The sequence below is a fragment of the Vallitalea sediminicola genome, from assembly GCF_054408565.1.
Genome location: NZ_BTPT01000004.1, coordinates 64,504 through 85,982 on the forward strand (window position 1 = coordinate 64,504; position 21,479 = coordinate 85,982).

The following is a 21,479-nucleotide window of genomic DNA, read 5'->3' on the forward strand; positions in this document are numbered from 1 at the left end:
CCTCTGCAGAGCGGGCTACCCTCTATACGATGAGTTAAGACTGGATAGAAGTATCATTATACCTCTTTTGGGTCATTGCGAATTTCTTTACCAAAGAAATGTTAAAGCCAAGATTGATCGCTATGGAATATAATAATTCCAATTATGGCGCATGGTTCAAGCCGCTGTTTCAAAAGAGTTACGTACCTAAAAATACCACAAATATATAATTGTCAATGTACAGTAAAATTGCACATGGCTTATAAAAGGGTAAAAATCCCCCTTATAATATAGCCGTAGAAAAAGACAAAATCGGACAAAATTTTAAAATAATTTATATTATTTTATATTTTTAGTTTTAATAATATCTTTTCTGAGCTTATCTAATGCCCTTCTGTGCCTTTTTCCAACAGTATCCTCTTTCATGTCTAATTGTTCGGCAATTTCTTTAAAACTCAGTTGATTCACATATCTCATTTTAATAATTTTTATGTCGCAAGGTTTTAGTTTTTTAAAAGCATCGTATAAGTTAGTATTTTCTATTGTTTCTGAGAAATCTAATAATGAGTCAATAATTTTATCGTTTGTATTTAATGTATTTGTATCATAATAAAAATGTTGTTCTTGTAAATGCTCATAAGATATATTATGTCTATAATATCTTCTTTTTTGATTCATTTCATTTTTGTCCTCTAAGTCAATAATGTTTAATAGTTCCTTTGAAATACCTTCATTTTTGTCCATGTCTTTTTTTTGTATCATGGTTAACACTCCTTTTATTGTTTTTATTAATTGAAAATTATTTATATGTTATTCAATACATCTATTAGTATATATAAATGTCGCATTTTGTTGAATTATTAATTGTTTATTTATATAATGAATTTATTAGAATTGTTATATAGAGTTATTAATTGTCGTATTTGGCATAGAAATAATATATTTGGTTTACAAAAAAACTATAATATGTTAAAATGACTTCATTAATTTGAAAAAACGCATGATAGCAGAAAAATTTCTGACTTTAGACATGTGATTTGTACTTTTAGAAATCTTTTTGTCAAATATTATTTTAAGAAAGGAGGAATAGATTTGATTGCAGTTATTTCAAGTCCTAAATATTTGGAAGACATAGATAAAGCAGCAGAGCAATTGTGTAAAGAAATCGTCTTCAAAAAGATTGATAGAGATATTGACATATTAGAAGAAAAATATATAATAGATAAAATAAATATGGACATGTTGATATTAGATATCTCATGTGTTGAAGATTGTAGAAAAGTACCCCAATTTATTCGTGGCATTCAGGTGAAAAATGAAAGTATCAGAATTATTATTATTGCTCCTTATAGTTTTTCAGGTAATTTGATTATAAATGATCTAATATCAATGGGTATCTATGATATTATTGGACAAGCAGATCAAGCAGATAGCCATATTTTATCAAGTTTTGTTGAATTATATGAAAATCCTTCAACTTATGCTAAAGCCATCAAATGGGATAAAGAAGCTGTCAACCGAAATAAAAGAGAACAAGAATTTATTAAAACTGGTGAAGGCAGATTTGGTAAAAAGAAAACAGGAGATATCATAACAGTTGAAAAAGATAAAATTGTTGGAACAATCGTGATTGCTGTGGCTGGTACTATTGGAAGAATTGGTACTACTCATACGGCTATATCCATGGGTAATTTCCTACTGAGAAATAAAAATGGAGTCGCAGTTGTTGAAATGCAGCAGAGTGATGCTTTTGAATCCATAAAAAACTCCTATGATAATGTTGAACTAAAAAAAGACCTTTTTTCTCTTGCGGGGATAGATTTTTATCCTTATGATCCTGCTTTTGCAGTTTCTGATCTAATACTAGGAGATTATGATTATGTAGTTCTAGATATGGGACCTTATGATATGTGTGATGTTGCAGAATTCAAGAGGGCTCAAGAACGAATTATTGTAAGCGGTGTAAAAGATTGGGAACTCAATGAATTAGATGAATTTTTGAAATCCGAGAATAAGATAAATGCTAATAAGTATTTGTTCAGTTTCTGTGGAGATAATATGTTTCAATTTGTTAAAGGGAGTATGGAACCATTGGATTGTTACCAAGCAGCTTATAATCCACAACCTTTTGATGATGATGAAGAGGCTAGCAAAGTATATGAAAAAATATTATGTAATGTGCTACCACAGATAAAAGAACAAGAAAAAGGTATATTAGATTCAATATTAAAAAAAAAAGAATTAAATCAACATCATAAGCCTATTTTATTAAAAAGAGTAGAGATAAAAACTACAGAAAAAGAAGAATTCCTGAAATATATGATATTCATTTTATTCATTGCAATTCTTCTAATAGTCTTCAGTTATTTAGTAATCACTAGCCCTATATTTGAGGGTATCAAGAATTTTTTTAGTCAGTTAGTCAAGCATTGAAAGAAAGAATTATGACCACTATTTTTAGAGACATTTTTACTAGAAATAATTAAGTGACTATTATCACAAAAATTATAAAAATCCAAAAGATAAATTCACAAAATTATTTAATACAAGTAAATCGTAAGAAGTGACACGGAATGTATAAGAATATAAGTGACATCAGCAGTAATATAACTATTTAATAAATAACTTTGAAAAATAAGGGTTATAGTTATATTTTTTTTGCTTATAGGAAATTTCCTATCGTACAAAGCCGTTTTGCAAAACGAGGCATAGCCTCTTTTGTTGTGTGCCACAATTAAAAGAATATATAGAGTATATTCTGTACTTTGGAGGCGAAGTTACTTCTATGAAAGATATGATATTATATGTTTATTATAACGATACAGTAAAAGAATATATACTTTCACACGAAAGTAGTATATGCAATATTGAATTATCTTCATTACTTACTGTTGTTATAGTTAACGGAGAATGGTTTTTAGCACCTACTGAGGATATGGTTGTATCCAAAAAGCAGATAAATGTTGGTGATAAAATAGATGTTTCCATTACAGATACCGAAGAAAAGGCAACTATCTATGTTGATAGGGAAACAGATATCGAGTTAACATACAAAAAATATAGTATTGAAGATGAGAAACAAATTCTTATAGGCAATTCTGATAAAAATACCATTGTTTACAACGGCTTTGATATGAAGCCTAATCATGCCGTAATAAGTATTGAAAAAGGTAGAGCGACCATTAGTACAAAAGGTAATAAATGTCTATGTGTTAATGGTAGGATGACAGAATCTACAGTCTTATCTTATGGAGATTTCATACATATAATGGGGCTCAAGATGTTTTACCTAGGTAAATCTATTACCATAAATAGTTCAATACATTTAGAACAATGTAATCTTTCACCATATATTCCTATAAAACCTAAAGATAATACTATTGGAAAAAAGAAAAAGAAAACTAAAAAAGAGGATTTATATTTTCAGCGTTCACCAAGAATTATCAAGAAATTAGAAGAAGGATTTATGGATATTGATTCACCGCCTTCACCACCTGATCAGAAAGAGCAGCCTCTTATATTAACTATAGGTCCTGCAATGACTATGGCAATGGCTATGATGGTAAGTATGATGTTTACTGTATATTCCAGCAGAAATAATCCTTTTATGGTGATACCTGGAATTGCTATGACCGGTTCTATGCTTCTTGGAGCTGTATTATGGCCTATACTGTCTAGAAGACATAAGAAAAAAAGTAAGCGTAAAGAAGAAAAAAAGCGTATTAAGCGCTATAGGAAATACATGCAGAATGAATATTCTAAGCTTGAAGAAAAGATAGCTTATAACAAAAAAGTTCTTTTGGGTACATATCCAGAACCTACTGTATTGATAAGTCGAGCTACGAATAGAGATAGAAGACTCTGGGAGCGTATGCCTTCTAATAAAGATTTTTTAGACATTAGATTAGGGACAGGAACAGTACCATCAATCATAAATATCAAAAAACCAAAAGATCGTTTTACAATGAGAGACGACAATCTTATGGGTGAATTAAAAGATATAGGAAATAATTTTGATGGAATCTCTAATATGCCTATAGCCTTTTCTATGATGAGTAATAACATGTTGGGAATGATAGGGAAAAGAGAAATAACAGTTGATGCTGCTATGGCATCCATTGTACATATTAGTGCATTACACAGTTATGATGAAGTGAAAATCGTATGTGTATATAATGCTGAGGAATCAGATAAATGGGAATGGGTTAAACAGTTACCTCATGTATGGGCACCTGAAAAAGCACTTCGTTTTGTAGCTTCATCGAGAGATGAGGTAAGAGATGTTTTCCTATGTTTGAAAGAAGTGCTAAGTGATAGAGATGAAAGTAAAGATAATGGTCAAGATCAAAAGGTAATGCACTTACCCCATTTTTTAGTATATATTGCAGATCCTCAGTTAGTGGAAGATGAGCTAGTAATGAAATATTTAACTAATACTAATAAGCAGCTTGGGGTTTCAACAATATTTATATATGAAAAACTTAATCTACTTCCAAAGGAATGTAAAGCATTTATTCAATGCGAGGAAACGGAGAGTAGCCTATATAATAGAGATAAACCAGAGACAGGTTTAATAAAATTTAATACGGATTCTGTGATAGGAAAAGATTTAGATTCATACTCGAGAGCACTTGCAGGAATTAAAATAAAAGAGATTGCATCTTCTGCTTCTCTAACATCCATGCTTACTTTCTTGGAAATGTACAAAATTGGAAGAATTGAAAATCTATCAATAAAGAGCAGATGGAAAAATAATTTATCTTATAGGACTCTTGAAGCTCCATTAGGACTTAAAGCTGGAGGCTCACAATTTTTATTGAATATCCATGAAAAATATCACGGACCACACGGATTGATAGCTGGAATGACTGGTTCAGGTAAAAGTGAATTCATACAATCCTATATCTTATCAATGGCAGTAAATTATCATCCTCACGATGTAGCTTTTATACTTATTGATTATAAAGGTGGAGGAATGGCTAACTGTTTTATAGGATTACCACATATAACAGGAACTATTACTAACTTAGGTGGAAATCAAATTCGTCGTTCATTAGTATCACTACAGAGTGAGCTAAAAAGACGACAAAGAGTTTTTGCTGAACATGGAGTTAATCATATTGATAAATATCAGCAATTATACAAAGAAGGGAAAGCTAGTGACCCTCTACCACACTTAGTCATAATATCAGATGAGTTTGCCGAGCTTAAGGCTGGACAACCAGAATTTATGCAGGAATTAGTCAGTGCAGCAAGAATCGGTAGAAGTCTTGGAGTACATTTAATCCTTGCCACACAAAAACCATCAGGTGTTGTTGATGACCAGATATGGAGTAATACAAGATTCAGAATATGTCTCAAGGTGCTTGATAAATCTGATAGTAATGAAATGTTAAAAAGACCTGAAGCAGCTAATATCAAAGAGCCTGGTAGATGTTATGTACAGGTTGGTAATAATGAGATTTTTGAATTGCTTCAATCTGGATGGAGCGGTGGTTCTTACATTCCTACGGACAAAATAGAAAATGATGAGGACAACCAAATATCTCTTATTGATGGTTGTGGAAGATCAATTCAGACAGTTTCATGTAAACCTAAGCCAGTTAAGAGCTCTACTACTCAGCTTACTGCAGTAGTGGATTATATCGCTGACTTAGCTAAGGATGAAGGTATTGCTCCTCTAAAATTATGGCTTGATCCATTAGAGGAAGAAGTTTTCATACAAGATATAGAGGATAAAGATAGTGGTTGGAATGGTGAGGACTGGCAGGAAGTAGATCATTGGTTATGTCCTACTATTGGTTTAATAGATGACCCAGCTAATCAGAATCAGTTCCCTCTAAAACTTGATATAGGGAATATGGGACATGTACTTTTGGTAGGAGCGCCTGGAACAGGAAAGACTACTTTTTTACAAACTATGATATATTCCCTTGTTACATCGTATACACCAGAATTTGTTAATCTGTACCTTCTAGATTTTGGTGGAAGGACAATGGGATACTACAAATATCTACCTCATACAGGGGGGATTATATTCTCTGAGGAATCGGACAAATTGGATAAACTATTTAAAATGCTTAAAAAAGAACTTGATAATAGAAAGAAAAAGTTTTCTGAGTATGGTGTAGGCACACTAAAAGCATATATGGAAGCAACAAAAGAAAAGATACCTGCTATGATTGTAATACTTGACAACTATGAGGCCTTTAATGAACTTTATTCAGATCATGAAGGTATAATTACGACTTTTTCACGAGAAGGTGGTAATTATGGTATCTACATGGTAATCACAGCTAGTAATGCTAATTCAGTTAAATTTAAAATCACTCAAAGCATAAAATTAATGGTAGCATTGCAACTTAATGATAAATATGATTATGTTTCTATAGTTGGACAAACTGGAGGATTAGAACCAGAACAGGTAAAAGGACGTGGATTATTTAGAGTCGAGACTCCATTGGAATTCCAGACAGCATTAGCATGTAAATCAGTAAATGAAGCTGAAAGAGTTCAAAAGCTGAGAGATTTATTCATGAAAATGGATGAAAGCTGGATAGGAAATAAGGCTAAACCTATTCCATTTGTTCCTGAAAAATTAACTATAGACCATTTATTGGAACATGAGGATTCAAAAGAATTTATAGAAAATGGAATGATACCAATAGGTTATGATATTGATGAAGCAGAGATAGTAGCTGTAGATTTTACAGGTCTAAGTTCATATTTAATATTAGGATATGAAATGACTGGTAAGACGAATCTGTTAAAATCTCTATTGAACACTATAGCATCCAAGTTAGATTGGAAAGTATTTGTTGTAGAGAATGGAAAGAATCTACAAAAAGCTTCGTCAAGATATCAAGCTGATGGTTATGTTAACACTACTGAGGATTTTGATAGTTTTATTGGTGGTCTAGTTGAAGAGATGAAAGTAAGATTCAAAGATCTGAAAGCGTTCCGTGAAGAAGATGAACAAGTAGTCAAAGAACAAGAGTATATGAAAAAATACCAGAGAATCATAATACTCATAGATGATTATAATGAATTCTTTGAGATGATATCTGATGACTCTCTGAAATTAGTAGAAAATATTGTAAGAAGCGGTATGGGCTTAGAAGTATGTTTTATATTTACAGCTGATACTAATACACTATCACCACATACAGGTCATCCGCTATATAATAATGTGTTTAAAGGAATGAACGGTATTCTTCTTGGAGGTAAAATGGATTCTCAGAATGTATTTGATGTTCAAATGGACTATAAGCAAAGAAGCTTAACACTAAATCCTGGTTTTGGATATCTGATAAACAGAAGCGATTATGTAACCATAAAAACACCTCAATTATGATGGAGGTGAAGCTTTGTGGTGAAAGTTGTTTTGTGTGATAGCTCAATATTATATATGGAAAGATTAAAAAAACAGATACAAAACATTATAGATCAAACTGGGTATAACATGAAAATATCATTATTAACCACTAAAATAAAACAGGTATTAGATTATTTAGAATTGGATGATGGTATTTCTATCTATATCATAGATGTTGATTATAATAATAATCATTTAGTTGGCATCAAGTTAGCTAAACAGATAAGAGAAAAAGATAGAAATGCCTATATAGTATTTAATACTAAGCGTACAGATTCAGTATATAACGTAATGACAGGGCTTATAAGACCATCTGGTTTTTTTAAAAAGCCTATGATACAAGATGATATGCAAATTTTGATTGGGGATATATATAGAGATTATCTGAATCTGCAAGGGGAAAATGATGATGTATTTCATGTTAATGTTGGATCTTCTATATATCATTTGGAATATAGACGTATCTTGTACTTTGAAGCTTTTCAAAAAAAAGTTTACATCCACACACCTAATCAGAGAATAGGATATTATGATAGTTTATCAGAATTAGTTAAACGACTGAATGACCAATTTATACGTTGTCATAGAAGCTATCTTGTAAATGTGGACAACATCAAAAAAGTTTTTTTTACAGAAATGATTCTAGAAATGAAGAATGGTGGGAAGATAGATATATCCCGTACTTATAAAAATACATTAAAGAAAAGATTAAATCTATAAAAAGTAAGGAGGAAAATCAATGCCCAAAATAGGTGAAGCAGGATTCGTACTTACATTACGGGAATTTGCTTTTTTGGCTGCTCTAACAGGTGCAGAGAACATTTATGGAGTAGAAGATGATACACATAAATTAAGTCAAGAAGAGATACAAGAAGAATGGGATAGAGTTAAAGAACAGTTAGAGAATAAAAAATACATTGAAATAGATATTGATGGAAGTATAACAATAGATGATGATCTATATGAAATGATCAGCCATTGTTGTAAACCAGAGGTATTTCTCAAATGTAATGGTAAAGGAATAGGAGATAAAACATTTTCAAGGTGCTATTATATATCCAAAGAACATGCTGTTGAATTAGATGAAGATAGATTAATGAAAAATACATATGCCCTAACACCAATGAGAAATATTGAAAAGGTTATTGATAATATTAAGGAGTGTTACCACGTTTACAATAATTACGAGGTAGAGAATTTTTCTTTTGAAGTTACTTATGATGAATTCCAAGAACTAGTTACACTTATAGAAGAGTCTAAAGAAAAAGCGATAGATAGACTGATTAATATAGGATGTAGCAAAGATACAGCAACAGATTTTTATGAAGCTTTTGGTAATAAGAAAAAATACATAATGACTTTTTTAATGAAGTTAAGTAATAAAAAAATAGATGGTATCTCGACTTTTTATATTCTAGGTGGAGATAAATATTTGTGGAAAACAAGTAATATAACTTCTGATAAAGACAATGTCATAATAAGCATCAGTGATTTGGAAAGTATTAAGAAACATGTTGATAATCAGATAAAGGAATTAAAAAAAATCTACCAATAATTATTAAGGGGGTAATGTAATTGGATAAAATAAACGTAGAGGTTATAGTACCTGCAATTAATAAAAAATATGAATTTTTATTACCGATGGTTATGAAGGTGAATGTTGCTAAGCAGTTAATGACAGGTGTTGTAGTTAATCTTGAAGGAATTAGTTTTGATAGTGAAAGTTTAATGTTGTGTTATATAGATAAAGGTGAAGAAATAGGTTCAAATCTGTCTATTGAAGAGGCAGGAATTAAAGATGGAAGTAAGTTATTGATGGTTTGATTAATGTAAGCAAATTAAATGAATGGTCTAGTACCAAATACATAGCTGATGCAAAAATCAAAGCATTATTTAGAAAACTAAAAGAATTAGACACAGGAGAAATGACCACAGGAGTAGCAGAAGGTAGTTATGAAAAAACTGGTGTATGGGAACATTATAAGATATATGTTAAAAAAAATGAACTCTTATACAAAGAGAAAACAGGACAAGCTATAACCCCTTACGATATCTATGAATTTTCTAGACTATCAGCTATGGTAGATTTGATTGATGCATATGGAGATAGCGTTTATATAACAAAAAATAAAAACATAATACAATCAAGAGTAGCAGAAAGGCTAGGAGCTAATGTACAAATACTGGAAAACAATGATATACTATTCACAGATAAAAATGTAATATGGAAATATGTTGGCGAGGATACATATGAAGCCAGCCGTAATTTAGTACACGGTGGGTATGGTGCCAGAAGTGTAGAAGCAGCAAAAAGATTGGCAGAATCCTCATCAGCTACGGCTCTAGGACATGCCGTACAAAATAGAGAATTGGATTTAACAGTAGAGGAATTACAATTTCTATATAGCATGGATCCACATGGAGCCAAAGAGTATGTAACAGGTATACCAGGTTATACACAGAAAGAAAAGCAACATAAGAGAGAGCTTAGGGAAGAATTATATAAGTTACTTGAAAGAAAAGAAATTCAGTATTATAAACATGAATGGTCTAGTTGGGAAAAAACAGATAAGCCTAAAGGAAATATATGGGGAACGGTAAAAAGCAATGCCGATTTTGCACTGGAAGTTAATGATGGAATACCTGATGATTTAATTGGTATAGTTAAACCGATTACATATACTGCTGTTGTATTTTATGGTTTGTATAGTTTAGGAGTATTTCTAGAAGGAGTATCCATATATGGTTACAAGGTGGCATCAGGTTTAGCATCTCATGGCATGCTAAAAGAAATGATAGCTGATTATAATAGTACTTTAGGTTCTACTGATGCAGATGAACAGTTCATTATTAATGCATTGAATTCTACTGATAAGGATGAAGAGTTAGTAGAGGAAATTAATAATTCTCTTGGGAAAGTATTAAAAGATAAGACCAGAACCATAAGAAATAAAGTATCCGATTCTATAAATGCATTTAGGAATTCTGATAAGTATAAGAATTTATCTAATACTCAAAGGAAAAAAATAGATAGAAAATTAAATTCTCTTCACAAAGGTAATGTTGCAACAGCTGATGTTAAGATAGAGGGTATAAAAAAACAATTTAATGCTCATAGTCAGATACATTCAGCAGAAAGTCTAGGGGCTGATATTATAGATTTTTCATATACCCCCAAAGCAAATCTGCGTATATTTAAAAATTATGTAGAGGATGGATTTCCTAGATATAATGATACAGAGGCAAAGATTCTCGAAGATATAGCTACACAAATAAAAGACTTAAGTATTAAAGGAGAAATTAATCTTTTTACTGAATTAGATACTTGTCAGAGTTGCACAAATATTATATTGGAGTTTAGAAAAAGGTATCCTAATATAACTTTAAATATCTTTACAAATAATACAGTTATGCCATAGAGGTTATGATTATAGAAAGGTTGTGTTCTTATGAATAATAATATTACTTATGATGATATTAAAGACTCAATTATTTATAGTTTTGAGGAATATATTGAAGAAGACGGATTTACGGTATCTCAATCAGTAGCAAAAATTTTAGAAGAAGATTGGAGAGAATTAAATTATAATAAATTTACTAAGACAGCTTACTATATTTTAATAGCAATTGAGTGCTTTAAATTAAAAGAAATACCAGATTATATATATGATAAACTCAATATTATTATGAAAATAATTAGTTACGAAGATAACATTAATAAAAATGATAAAGAGCAATTAATTCAAGATGTAAATATATGTAAAAAGATAATGGGAAAAAAGGATTATAGAATTATAGAAACAACTTTTGATACAAAATCACGTATAGAGTATATTCTTAATCTTAAACCATAATTATTAATAGATTATTTCTAATATTAGCTTAAATAGTTTATGCTGAATAAAGCAAGGATGATAGAAGTGATGATATTTGAATATGAAGAATTGAGAGAATGTGTAAGAGAAGATTTTGAAACATTTTATAAAAAAATGAACTTTACAGAGGCACAAGCAATTCCAACAGTTTTAAATGAGTATGAACATGGTAAAGGATATACTGGTGTAGAAAAAATTTGTATATATTTATTTTTAGCTGAAATCTATAAAGAGGAAGGATTAGATACAATGGATGGCTTTATAGTTGGAGGTAAAAATGGATAATCAATCAATAATAGAAAAGAATATGAAAGATTTTATGAAAGAAAAACCTTACTCAAGCAAAATGATAAAAGACGAATGGTTTTTAATTATTTTCTTTGGTTTTTTACCAGCAATTTTTGGAATCTATAATTATATTACATTTCCTCTGTTTGCTATTACAATAGTTGGTATGATTGTTTGGGGAAATAAGATTATAAAAAATAATCTTATACAGCAGTTTATATTATATATTGGTACTAATCTACTTATAGTATCCATTGAATGTTTGTTAGGAGTTTTTAAAGTATTTTCAATTAATAGACGAATAACTATAATTGAAATTTTTCTTATCTTGATTATCTATATAACTTTTATGACAGTATACTCTATTAGCTATATTAAAAAGGTGAATCAAAATAATCCTAAAAAAAATAAAAGTGGATTGACCTTCATATTGGTAGCTCCTCTTATGGGTATACTTGTGGGAAGAAGTTTAAAAGATAATATATCCAATGACCAAGCTATTTTACTTCTTGGTTTTATATCATTGATATTGTCTATATTAATGGGTATGGGTATAAAATATATTATTAATCATTATTACATAAATAAATACCAAATTGAAATGGTAATAGAGGATAACAAGATATCTTAGGTAATTAAATGAGTGCAGGTTTGAATTTTGTAAATATGTAAAATTCATGCCTGCACTTATTTTAGGAGTTCAGTTCTTCACTTTAATGATTGGAATAAGTTATCAAATTCCATCTTTATAAACATATCATTTATTTGAGTTATTGCTTTAAGTATATATTTTCTTAATAATTAACGTCATATTCATAGCAAATAGATTACAAAATACGACATATTTCTATTGTAAATATTGCACAAGAAGTTGTGCTTTTTTTTGGTTGTTTTTACTTTTGAATGCATTTCATCCCATTAAACGTGTCGTTCGTCAGGATTTGTTGAAAATATTTTAATTTTTCTATATCATATTACTTGTAACAAAACATAATAAAAACAAATCAATATATTGATAAGTAAAGTATTGCAAAGGGAGGAAAAAAATGGTCCGACCTAGAAGAAGAATCAATTATTCACATGTTATGAGACAAGTAAAAAAAATAAGACAATTGTCCAATGATTTAACGAATGAGTCAAGAGATTTAAATAATATCATCAACGATATAGTGTACATATGGAAAGGTGAGGCATCCAGAGAATTTATTGGTCAAGGGGAGATGCTAGAAGGAGACATAAAGTCTACATCCCGAAAAATATCTGATATAGCAACTAGAATATCTGATGTTGCATATGACATTAAACGAGAAGATGATAGAAGGCTTGAAGATTATTACGATTGGTTAGAACGACAATCAGACTATTATGATTAAAAAAAGTAACTCAGGATTGCTTATATTTAAAAGGAGGTTTATATTATGGCAAAATCAATTAGTGTAACACCACAAACATTAGTAACACAATCAAAAAATGTAACAACTAAAGTGGAGGAATATGAAACATTATATAAAAAATTAATTAGTGAAGTAGAAAGCCTATCTAGTCAATGGAAAGGTGATGGTAATACAACTTATGTAACTCAAATCACTGCTTTTGAACCTAAATTTAGGAGTTTACAACAAGTTCTTAATAATTATGCTGAGTTCTTATTGAAAGCCGCAAAGGTATATAGAGAGACTGAAGGTAATATTGTCAGTAATGCTAAAAGATTAGCTAAATAAATAATAAAAATAATTACAATGGAAGGAAGGATACATATGGCATCATTTCAAGTTACTACTCAATTATTAAATGATAAAGCAGGTACAATAGGAACTATTAATGAAAGATTCATAGATATTATGGCAGACATAACTAGATTAATGCATAATTTGCAAGATGAATGGCAAAGCGATGCATCAAATCAATTTGTATCAAAATTTGATCAATTAAATAATGAATTTAAACAATATTCGGAGGTTATAGTTTCGTATCAGAAATTTTTAACAAATGCTGCTACAGATTATACTTCAGCAGAATCTGCTATTAAAACAGCAACTGTAGATTTATTCTCATAATAAAATGTTTATAAGGACTGCCAAAATATAATTTAGCTATAAAATATTTATCCATATTTTAATTTTCACACCCTTACCCGTTTATTTAGCTAAATTATAGATTAATTTTGGCAGTCCTATATTTTGTCCAAATTAAGGTGGTGGCATGGTTGCAAATAACAGCTCAACTACAACATATGAGCATTTTAGCAGAAAAAATTAATGATATACAGAGAACGATTAAGTTAATAGCTTATGATCATGAAACAACTAAGAATAATCTAGATGATGAAATTGTTAGTAGAGGTAATATTAATAATTTGATGAGGGAAGTAGATGAAAATCTTAGTAAAATAATTTTTAAAACTAAGAATTATGAGGAGTTACTTGTATATTCATGTAACGAGTATAGAAAATCTGAGGAAAAGATTAATAAGTTATATCAACATTATGGACAGAATGAATATGTAGATAAGCAAAGAACAGCAAGTCTATTAGTAGGAAAAACTAAAGATATAACTAATACTATTAACTTAAACATAATAAAAACTATCAAACCATGCCCGTTACCAAAAAAAGAACAAATTACAGTGTCAAAAGTAACTAAAGGGGTTATAGAAGAAGGAAAAAATATTTTTATAAGAACATGGAAAAAATAAGATATAAATCACATTAACTTAAAAGCTAGAAATTATCCTGTTTTGTTCCATAGGGGTTTATGAGGTGATTGCTTTTGGGTAATATGTCAATAGAAACTAGGAATTTGGGTGAAAATGAACATAGTCTGAAAAGATGTTCATACAATGTATCAGATATTGAAGATTCATTTCGCTCGTTAAAATACTCTTTAGATGGAGATGTAAAATATCAAAAAGGTATTAACAGCAAAATGTTACATATACAAAAAGAATTAGATGAAATTGCTAGTAATTTATATGAATTGAGTAATTTTGTTAAGAATACAAAAGATAGGTATGAACAAACAGAAAGAGAATTGAAATGTCTTGCCTGTAATCTTAATAATGCGACTCAACCTATAAAAATAGAAAATAAAACTAACCATGAGAATCCTATACTAAAAGGATTTAATTTCTTATCTAAAATAGGGCTCTTTGGATTCATTGAAGGGCTTTGTACTACTATTAAAAATCTTAGTGACTTTTTCTCTAGCAAAAAGGTTATGAATAATACTGACAACTATATTAATTTAAGTTATAATAAATTCAATTATGAAAATAAAGTTGAATTTCTTGACTTTGATGGATTAGTACTGGAGAAGAATATTTATCAAGACAAAGTAGCTGAAGAAATCAAATCAAAAGATATTATAGACTTTAAAAAATCACTAGAAAATATTCTGAAGAATTACAAAGGGTTTGAAGTAAACCTAACAGACAATAATGGCAATTATAATTCAAATATAGATGAAGATCTGGATGAAGCAGTTTACAAATTCCTACTTGGATTCGAGGAATACCATAGAGGAAATAATTTAATCTTTACTTACGAAGCTTTACCAAAAGAATATAAATTGAAGACTCTGTTACATTGGGCTAATATGACAGAGAATGACTATAGTACCTTTGAATTTGTTGCTAATCTATTACCTGAAGAATATTATGAAAACATTCCTCCTATTCCACTTAAAGATGATAAACTTTGTATAATTACTAATGAAAATAAATACGGAAGTTTAGCAGCCTATGAATATTATGCTAAATATTATTATCCATTAGATGCACTAAATGAAATTAATCATTGGAACTTTCCTGAAGAAGTAAAAAGGAATAACTTCTATACGTGGGCTAGACTTACATATGGTTCTAGTGCAAAAGAGCAGGGACAAGAATTTCGTGTAGGGATTTTTTGGGGATTATCTGTAGCGCCATTAAAAACAGTTATTGATACTATAGAAGGGATATATAGCATTATAAAAGATCCTGGCCAACTTAAGGTTTTTGCAGCATTTATGGCAAAAGCTGTAGTATATGACGAATACCAGGATGCATTGAAAATGATGATAACTCAGGCTATAGAGGAATGGAAGACTACATATAATGAGGCTGAACCTTTTGATAAAGGAGCTATGATAGGTAGTATAATAGGGGAAGTCCTATGTGCAGCAATTGAAGGTGGAGAGACCGCAGCCAGTATAGTTAAATTTATTAAAAGTGGTGGATTCAAAAAAGCAATAAAAGGAGTAATGCAGGCGACAAAACGAATCAACAAGATAATAACTGCTAAGTTAGATGATTTACCAGACCTTATTAGGAGCATTACTAGAACAAAAGAGTATTTTGAAGTAGTAACACCAGATGGAATCATATATAAAATAGATATTGATGATTTACCTGATGAGAAGATTAAGATGCTTGATGAAATAGTTGAAAGGACTAGTAAACTTACAAGTGAATTATTAAAGAAATCAACTTGTTATATTGATGAACTTGGGAAATATTTAAAAGGAATTGATGATTATAAAGGTACAAATCTTGCTGATGAATTTGCATCTACTGGGAAATGGCCAGATGATGTTCAAATCCCTAAGGATTCAAGTGTGTTAAAAGACGGAAAAATAGATTGGGAACAGGTTCCACAGGGAGGCTATATCTTAGATGAAACAGGTAATGCAATTAAGGATTCATACTCACCAGCTATTGGGGAGATAATTGATAGATATGGTCCAGCTAATGGTAGATATACTTCACCGCTCGATAATGGTAAACCGTATAATTATAACCAACGAGCATTACCTTATATTGAAGATGTGTCCAAATATCATCAATATGAGGTAATAAATGATTTTGCTAACATAAAGAAACAATTTAATAATTCTACTGATGTAAAGTTAAAGGCAAAAATAGAGGCATATATGAGTAAATATAAATTGACTTTTGATAAATTAATAGTTCATAAAGGTAAAATTGCTAAGGGGTTTGGTACTACTGTAGATACTGGAATACAGTATGAATTGCCAATGCCTGTTGAATGGTTAATTGAGTTGAAAATACTAGTTGAATTAAAATAGGAGAGAGATACAATGACTATAGAAGAAGTAAAAAAAATAATTTTGGTTGAACAACTAATTAATTATAACTGGTTTGGGGATCATGATATTTATCCAAATGAAGTATGTATTAGAAAAGTTAACGATGATTGGAGCGTATTCACATCTGATGAAAGATGTAGTCAAATTTCAGATGTGTTATATCAAAATGAAAGTGAAGCACTACAAGATTTCCTCCAAAGGTTAAGAGCAGACAAAGTGTTAAGGAGCCTGTAATAAAAGAGAGAGAAGTAATGATGGCTAATATTGTAGTAAAAATTGATATGTTGGAGGTAAAGGTTTGTAGATTAAAAAGGTTATCTTCAAAAGATAAGTTATATAGAAGATGAACTATCAAATATAAGAAGTACTATTGATAGTGATGTTAAATACAGGCAAAATATAGATGGTTTACTTATAAAGTTGTGTAGAGAACTGGAAAATTTGAAATATAATATATATAGGTCAGGAAAGTTTGTTGATCAAGCAATAAAAGATTATGATGATGTAGAAAGAAAACTATTAATTAGTTCTAAGGATATATGCTGTGAAACAGAATCTAATATTATTAATCTAACGGATGATTTACAAAGATATTATATAGGATTAAGTAAAAAAATAGGAACACTGATAGAGGGAATACGTTCAAATATAGTATCAAATATTAATCACTTGAAGAGGTTTTTTGATAAACATAATAATATCATAGTCAATAATAAAAATGTGAATAGGTTAACAGAACAAGATCTTAGAAATCAATTAGTGACATTAGTGAAAGAGCATTTGCATTTTATTGAAGAAAATAAAAATATAGGGTTTTATTCAACAAATAAGTCCATAGACATGGTCTTAAATAATGATAATACTATTTCATATGTAAGCGGAAGGCTAGGGGTTCCCAAAGCTTTGATTCAAGCAATTCTTTTAAAAGAAATACGAATGTATGATATGAGAGATGCTGTAGCAGATTCATTTGTTATGGAAAATTATAGATTTGAAGATGAAATTGAACGGTATCAACAGTTGACATGGGTTCAAAAGTTGTTAATAGGACCGCCTAAAGTTAACGGTCCAATGAGAAAAGACTCATCTACAGGGCTAGGACAAATCTTTGCTAGAACAGCTATTGCTTCACACAATTGGGGTATAGACAAAGATTATGTAGAAGGTGAAAAATTAGATTATGATGATTGGCATGATAGTAAAAATATGTGGTATCAACTTCAAGACAGTAAGACAAATATATTTTATGTGGGTTTAGTTCTAAAATATAAGGCATCTTTGCTTGGTATTGATCTAGATACTGCTACTAATGAGCAACTACAACAGCTTCTTGCTAGGTATAATGGTTTTGGAGATGCGGCTGCTGAATACGGAAGAGAGACTAAAGAATATTGTGATTTATTTAGCAAATTTAATAAATAAAAATAGGTGGGTAAAATGAAAAAGAATATATTAGGAATAATCATCACTTTAATAGGTATATTATTTGCTATCGGAGTTTATAGCTTTAGCGGAGCATTAAATGAAAAACCATCAAATCATCCATTAGATTTTCAAGATATAAGGGAAATGATAATTGATAAGCCAATTAATTCAATAAATGATGGTCTCATTTATGCAAATGCTCGAGCAGATGAATGGCGTAATGACTCAATATTAACAGGAATTGAGATAAAGTCAGTAGGGAAAAAAGAAATTCAAGAAAAAACAACAGAAAAAATTTGGTATTATTATGAATTCCCTTATGTAGATAATTCAAAACCACATGGTATTATAAAAATTACTATTAATACAAAAAAAAGTAGTATTAGTTATATTGATGCTGTACATGATAATGATACAAAAAACACAATACTTCTTCAATTAGACTTAGATAACGTAAGTTTTGATATTAATGAAATATATGAGATTGGTATTAATGAGATTGGGATAGATACTATTTTTCAATATGAAGAACCTGTAGCTACGCTATCTATAAATAATGATTATGCCATACTTAAGGTTAGTTCTTCAATAAAGGAACAATCAGATGTAAAATATCAAGTTAAAATAGATATGGATACAGGGGAAGTAATTAAATTTAAATTGAAAAAGTAAAGATTTTCAGTAGTTTGTTTAAGCTAATAATATAACTCCTATTCCTAAATAAAAATAGTAATAGGAGTTATATTTATATACACATATCTAAGCTTCTAATTATCAAAAAACAACCCAAATAACTAACTCCATGCATTTCATCCCATAAATCATGCATTTCGTCAGGATTTGTTGAAAAAAATATAAATTATATATACCATAATAGTAAGTACTCATTGAAAATATTTTTTTCATTAAGTTAAATTTATTATATCAACTATTATAATACAAGGAGGAATTATTATGTCTAGTATAACAAAACGTGTTGAGGACATAGATGAAAAAATTATTGAATTAAAGACTATGTCTACAAAATTAAGTTGTTTTGACAAGAAAAATTTGGCTGTATGTAGTACTAATAATCAGACTTTAAATAACATTAATAGTGAACTAAATAAATTAAGCAAAGAGATTTTACAATTAGAAGATGACTTGTATATGACCAAAAAAATGGTGGAGGAAGCTGTTATGGTATATAGAGAAAATACATCTTCAAAAAATATTATTAACAGCAATGATCAAAATCTATCTGATGATATCATTAATGAGTATGGAAAAAATTTAGTAGAGTTAACTAAAAATTTAAACGAAAGTTTTATAACAATATGGGAAATATATCAAGAAATTTATGAATAGTTTATCATTAATATAATATTTGTTATAAAATTATATTAATGATAAATGTAGAAATAATTTAAAAAATTTGATAAAATAAGGGGGAAGATGTATGAATAATATAAGTATAAATATGGAAGGGTTAGAAGATAAAATAGCTAATATACAAAACATTTCAAATAAAGTGAACGATGTAGGTGATAAATTAATATCTATAAGAAGTGGTTTGGATAGTGACGTTAAATATAGACAAAATATTGATGTAAAACTCCGTAATCTATGCAGAGAGATTAATTATTTAGAGAAAAGCGTAAATAAAACATCAGAGTTTATTAACAAAGCTATAACAGCATATGCAGATGTAGAAAAAAAACTGATGGATAGTTTCAACGAGATAAATGAAGAACCAAAAGCTGATATAATTGATTTATCAGATAAGATTGAAGAATATTATATAAGCTTGAGCAGTAAAATTGCTGATATATTGGGGGTAATCCAATCTACAATAAAATCTAGTATAGAGCATTTAGTAGACTTTTTTGATAAGGATAATGATGAAGTCATAACTAATAAACAGCCAAAACAAGAAGATACTTTAATTTCCATGCCAAAACTTGAAGGTATTTTAACTTATGATAATAACAAATATAATGAGTATGTAAAGCTTATGCAGCAAAGATTAAATGAATTAGGCTATACAGATTCTAGAGGAAATCCATTAGCTGAAGACGGTTATTTTGGAGATAGAACGTTAGAAGTAGTCAATAAATTCAAAGGAAATAATAAGTTGTGGAATTTTGATGAATACCAAGGAAAAGTTGGAGAAACAACTTGGGAGTATTTATTTGTTAAAGCAAATCCTATTGTAATTGAAAAACCAGAAGAAACCCCAATAATAAAACCAAAAGAAAGCTCAAATGTTGAAAACAATAAAAGAAAATATGGGAATCCTAGTTATGAGGAAATTGTAAATTATATAGACCAGTACTGTAAGGAGATAGGTCTTCCAAAAGATATTGGGCTAGCAATAGCTTGGACAGAAAGCGGAATGACTCAATATGAAGGAAACAACCTAGCAAATTCAAATGAGAATAAGAATAAAAATGGTCAAGTAACATCTACCGATTGGGGGATAATGCAGCTTAATGATAAATCTTGGAGTGATAAATATGACTTTGAACATATCCGAAATGATTGGAAATACAATATAAGAGGTGGTCTAAATGTTGCTCTTAATAGATATAATAAAGCAATAAGCCGTAACGAACCAGATATTCCAAGCGCAACTTATTCAGGATATAATACATGGAGTAATATTGATAGATATAGAACAGAAAAAGATCAAAGGGATATAAATTTTGCTACATATTATAAAACAAAACCTTGGGAAGATAAGATTACTAATCAACAGCCTAAGGTAGAGAATAATCAAGATATCAAGATAGATAATAATAATCAAGAAACCAAGATTAATACTAATTCGAATTATAATATGGTAGATACTACATCATGGAATGCAGTAAAACCATTATATACTTATAATTCTGGACCTAGGACATCAGAAACATACAATAAATTGATAGATCAATTCAATGTAGAATCTAATCCAAGGTACGTACCTAGAGGCGGTGCTACATATTGTAACATATATGCGTGGGACATTTCTATAGCAATGGGTGTTGAATTACCTAGATTCGTAGAAATAAATCAAAAAGGGAATTTAGAAGATGCTACAGGAAAAGCCATAGGACGTAATTTGAAAAAAGGATATATCTTATATCAAGATGAAAAAAATGCTACAGCCACAGAGTTAAATGCAAATAGATTAGCTATTTGGTTAGATGCTCAAGGGAAAAATTATGGATGGAAAGAGATAAGCCCTGAAGAAGCTCAAAAAAGAGCTAATGAGGGATATATGACTATTTCGTGTATTGATGAATCTCCTAGTATAGGGCACGTTCAAGTTATTCGTCCTACACCTGATGGTAGGGATTATAATTCTGAAAAAGGAGTTTATCTAGCTCAAGCAGGTGGAAGCTTATCTATAAGTAATGGTCTTTATTTTAAAGATAAATATGAGAGTGAGAAATATTATAATAGGTATAAATTTTATACCCATAACTAGA

20 protein-coding genes are annotated in these 21,479 nt (G+C 29.6%); 19 read left to right on the forward strand and 1 reads right to left on the reverse strand.

From position 1 onward, the window contains the following. Nucleotides 1-318: 318 nt before the first annotated feature. The gene (locus ACX6CF_RS01695; RefSeq protein WP_458783562.1) at nt 319-741 is read right to left on the reverse strand and encodes a sigma-70 family RNA polymerase sigma factor; all 423 of its coding nucleotides are present in this window, start codon (nt 739-741) and stop codon (nt 319-321) included. A gap of 330 nt (nt 742-1,071) precedes the next feature. On the opposite strand from ACX6CF_RS01695, the gene ACX6CF_RS01700 reads away from it, so the two are divergent. The 19 genes from ACX6CF_RS01700 (at nt 1,072) to ACX6CF_RS01790 (ending at nt 21,478) form a co-directional block, all read left to right on the forward strand. Continuing rightward, nucleotides 1,072-2,412 carry a hypothetical protein gene (locus ACX6CF_RS01700; RefSeq protein WP_458783563.1) on the forward strand — a complete coding sequence of 447 codons (1,341 nt, stop codon included), beginning with the start codon at nt 1,072-1,074 and terminating at the stop codon, nt 2,410-2,412. 352 nt (nt 2,413-2,764) lie between these two features. Next, nucleotides 2,765-7,333, forward strand: a complete 4,569-nt coding sequence (gene essC / locus ACX6CF_RS01705) for a type VII secretion protein EssC (RefSeq protein ID WP_458783564.1) — start codon at nt 2,765-2,767, stop codon at nt 7,331-7,333. 15 nt (nt 7,334-7,348) lie between these two features. Then, nucleotides 7,349-8,074, forward strand: coding sequence for a LytR/AlgR family response regulator transcription factor (locus ACX6CF_RS01710; RefSeq protein WP_458783565.1), 726 nt, complete (start codon nt 7,349-7,351; stop codon nt 8,072-8,074). Nucleotides 8,075-8,093: 19 nt separating this feature from the next. After that, nucleotides 8,094-8,909, forward strand: a complete 816-nt coding sequence (locus ACX6CF_RS01715; RefSeq protein WP_458783566.1) for a hypothetical protein — start codon at nt 8,094-8,096, stop codon at nt 8,907-8,909. 20 nt (nt 8,910-8,929) lie between these two features. Then, on the forward strand, nt 8,930-9,178 hold the full coding sequence (locus ACX6CF_RS01720) for a hypothetical protein (protein WP_458783567.1): 249 nt from the start codon (nt 8,930-8,932) through the stop codon (nt 9,176-9,178). Next, nucleotides 9,175-10,773 carry a deaminase domain-containing protein gene (locus ACX6CF_RS01725; protein ID WP_458783568.1) on the forward strand — a complete coding sequence of 533 codons (1,599 nt, stop codon included), beginning with the start codon at nt 9,175-9,177 and terminating at the stop codon, nt 10,771-10,773. The genes ACX6CF_RS01720 and ACX6CF_RS01725 overlap by 4 nt, the downstream gene beginning before the upstream one ends. Nucleotides 10,774-10,803: 30 nt before the next feature. Further along, the gene (locus ACX6CF_RS01730) at nt 10,804-11,208 is read left to right on the forward strand and encodes a hypothetical protein (RefSeq protein WP_458783569.1); all 405 of its coding nucleotides are present in this window, start codon (nt 10,804-10,806) and stop codon (nt 11,206-11,208) included. A 66-nt stretch (nt 11,209-11,274) separates the two neighbouring features. Then, the gene (locus ACX6CF_RS01735; protein WP_458783570.1) at nt 11,275-11,514 is read left to right on the forward strand and encodes a hypothetical protein; all 240 of its coding nucleotides are present in this window, start codon (nt 11,275-11,277) and stop codon (nt 11,512-11,514) included. Beyond that, the gene (locus ACX6CF_RS01740; protein ID WP_458783571.1) at nt 11,507-12,148 is read left to right on the forward strand and encodes a hypothetical protein; all 642 of its coding nucleotides are present in this window, start codon (nt 11,507-11,509) and stop codon (nt 12,146-12,148) included. The genes ACX6CF_RS01735 and ACX6CF_RS01740 overlap by 8 nt, the downstream gene beginning before the upstream one ends. A 415-nt stretch (nt 12,149-12,563) precedes the next feature. Beyond that, nucleotides 12,564-12,890, forward strand: coding sequence for a WXG100 family type VII secretion target (locus tag ACX6CF_RS01745; RefSeq protein WP_458783572.1), 327 nt, complete (start codon nt 12,564-12,566; stop codon nt 12,888-12,890). 45 nt (nt 12,891-12,935) lie between these two features. Next, complete coding sequence (locus ACX6CF_RS01750; protein ID WP_458783573.1) at nt 12,936-13,238, forward strand: WXG100 family type VII secretion target; 303 nt, start codon at nt 12,936-12,938, stop codon at nt 13,236-13,238. Between the two features lie 36 nt (nt 13,239-13,274). Beyond that, a complete protein-coding gene (locus ACX6CF_RS01755; protein WP_458783574.1) occupies nt 13,275-13,574 on the forward strand; it encodes a WXG100 family type VII secretion target in 300 nt (99 codons plus the stop codon). Between the two features lie 149 nt (nt 13,575-13,723). Beyond that, nucleotides 13,724-14,212, forward strand: a complete 489-nt coding sequence (locus tag ACX6CF_RS01760; RefSeq protein ID WP_458783575.1) for a hypothetical protein — start codon at nt 13,724-13,726, stop codon at nt 14,210-14,212. 83 nt (nt 14,213-14,295) lie between these two features. After that, nucleotides 14,296-16,581 carry a TNT domain-containing protein gene (locus ACX6CF_RS01765; RefSeq protein ID WP_458783670.1) on the forward strand — a complete coding sequence of 762 codons (2,286 nt, stop codon included), beginning with the start codon at nt 14,296-14,298 and terminating at the stop codon, nt 16,579-16,581. A gap of 12 nt (nt 16,582-16,593) precedes the next feature. Then, nucleotides 16,594-16,836: an Imm59 family immunity protein gene (locus ACX6CF_RS01770; protein ID WP_458783576.1), complete on the forward strand. Its 243-nt coding sequence runs from the start codon at nt 16,594-16,596 to the stop codon at nt 16,834-16,836. A gap of 207 nt (nt 16,837-17,043) precedes the next feature. Further along, complete coding sequence (locus ACX6CF_RS01775) at nt 17,044-18,024, forward strand: hypothetical protein (RefSeq protein ID WP_458783577.1); 981 nt, start codon at nt 17,044-17,046, stop codon at nt 18,022-18,024. Nucleotides 18,025-18,039: 15 nt separating this feature from the next. Further along, complete coding sequence (locus tag ACX6CF_RS01780) at nt 18,040-18,699, forward strand: hypothetical protein (protein ID WP_458783578.1); 660 nt, start codon at nt 18,040-18,042, stop codon at nt 18,697-18,699. A gap of 282 nt (nt 18,700-18,981) precedes the next feature. Next, a complete protein-coding gene (locus ACX6CF_RS01785) occupies nt 18,982-19,374 on the forward strand; it encodes a hypothetical protein (RefSeq protein ID WP_458783579.1) in 393 nt (130 codons plus the stop codon). Between the two features lie 91 nt (nt 19,375-19,465). Then, complete coding sequence (locus ACX6CF_RS01790) at nt 19,466-21,478, forward strand: peptidoglycan-binding domain-containing protein (protein WP_458783580.1); 2,013 nt, start codon at nt 19,466-19,468, stop codon at nt 21,476-21,478. Nucleotide 21,479: the final 1 nt, after the last annotated feature.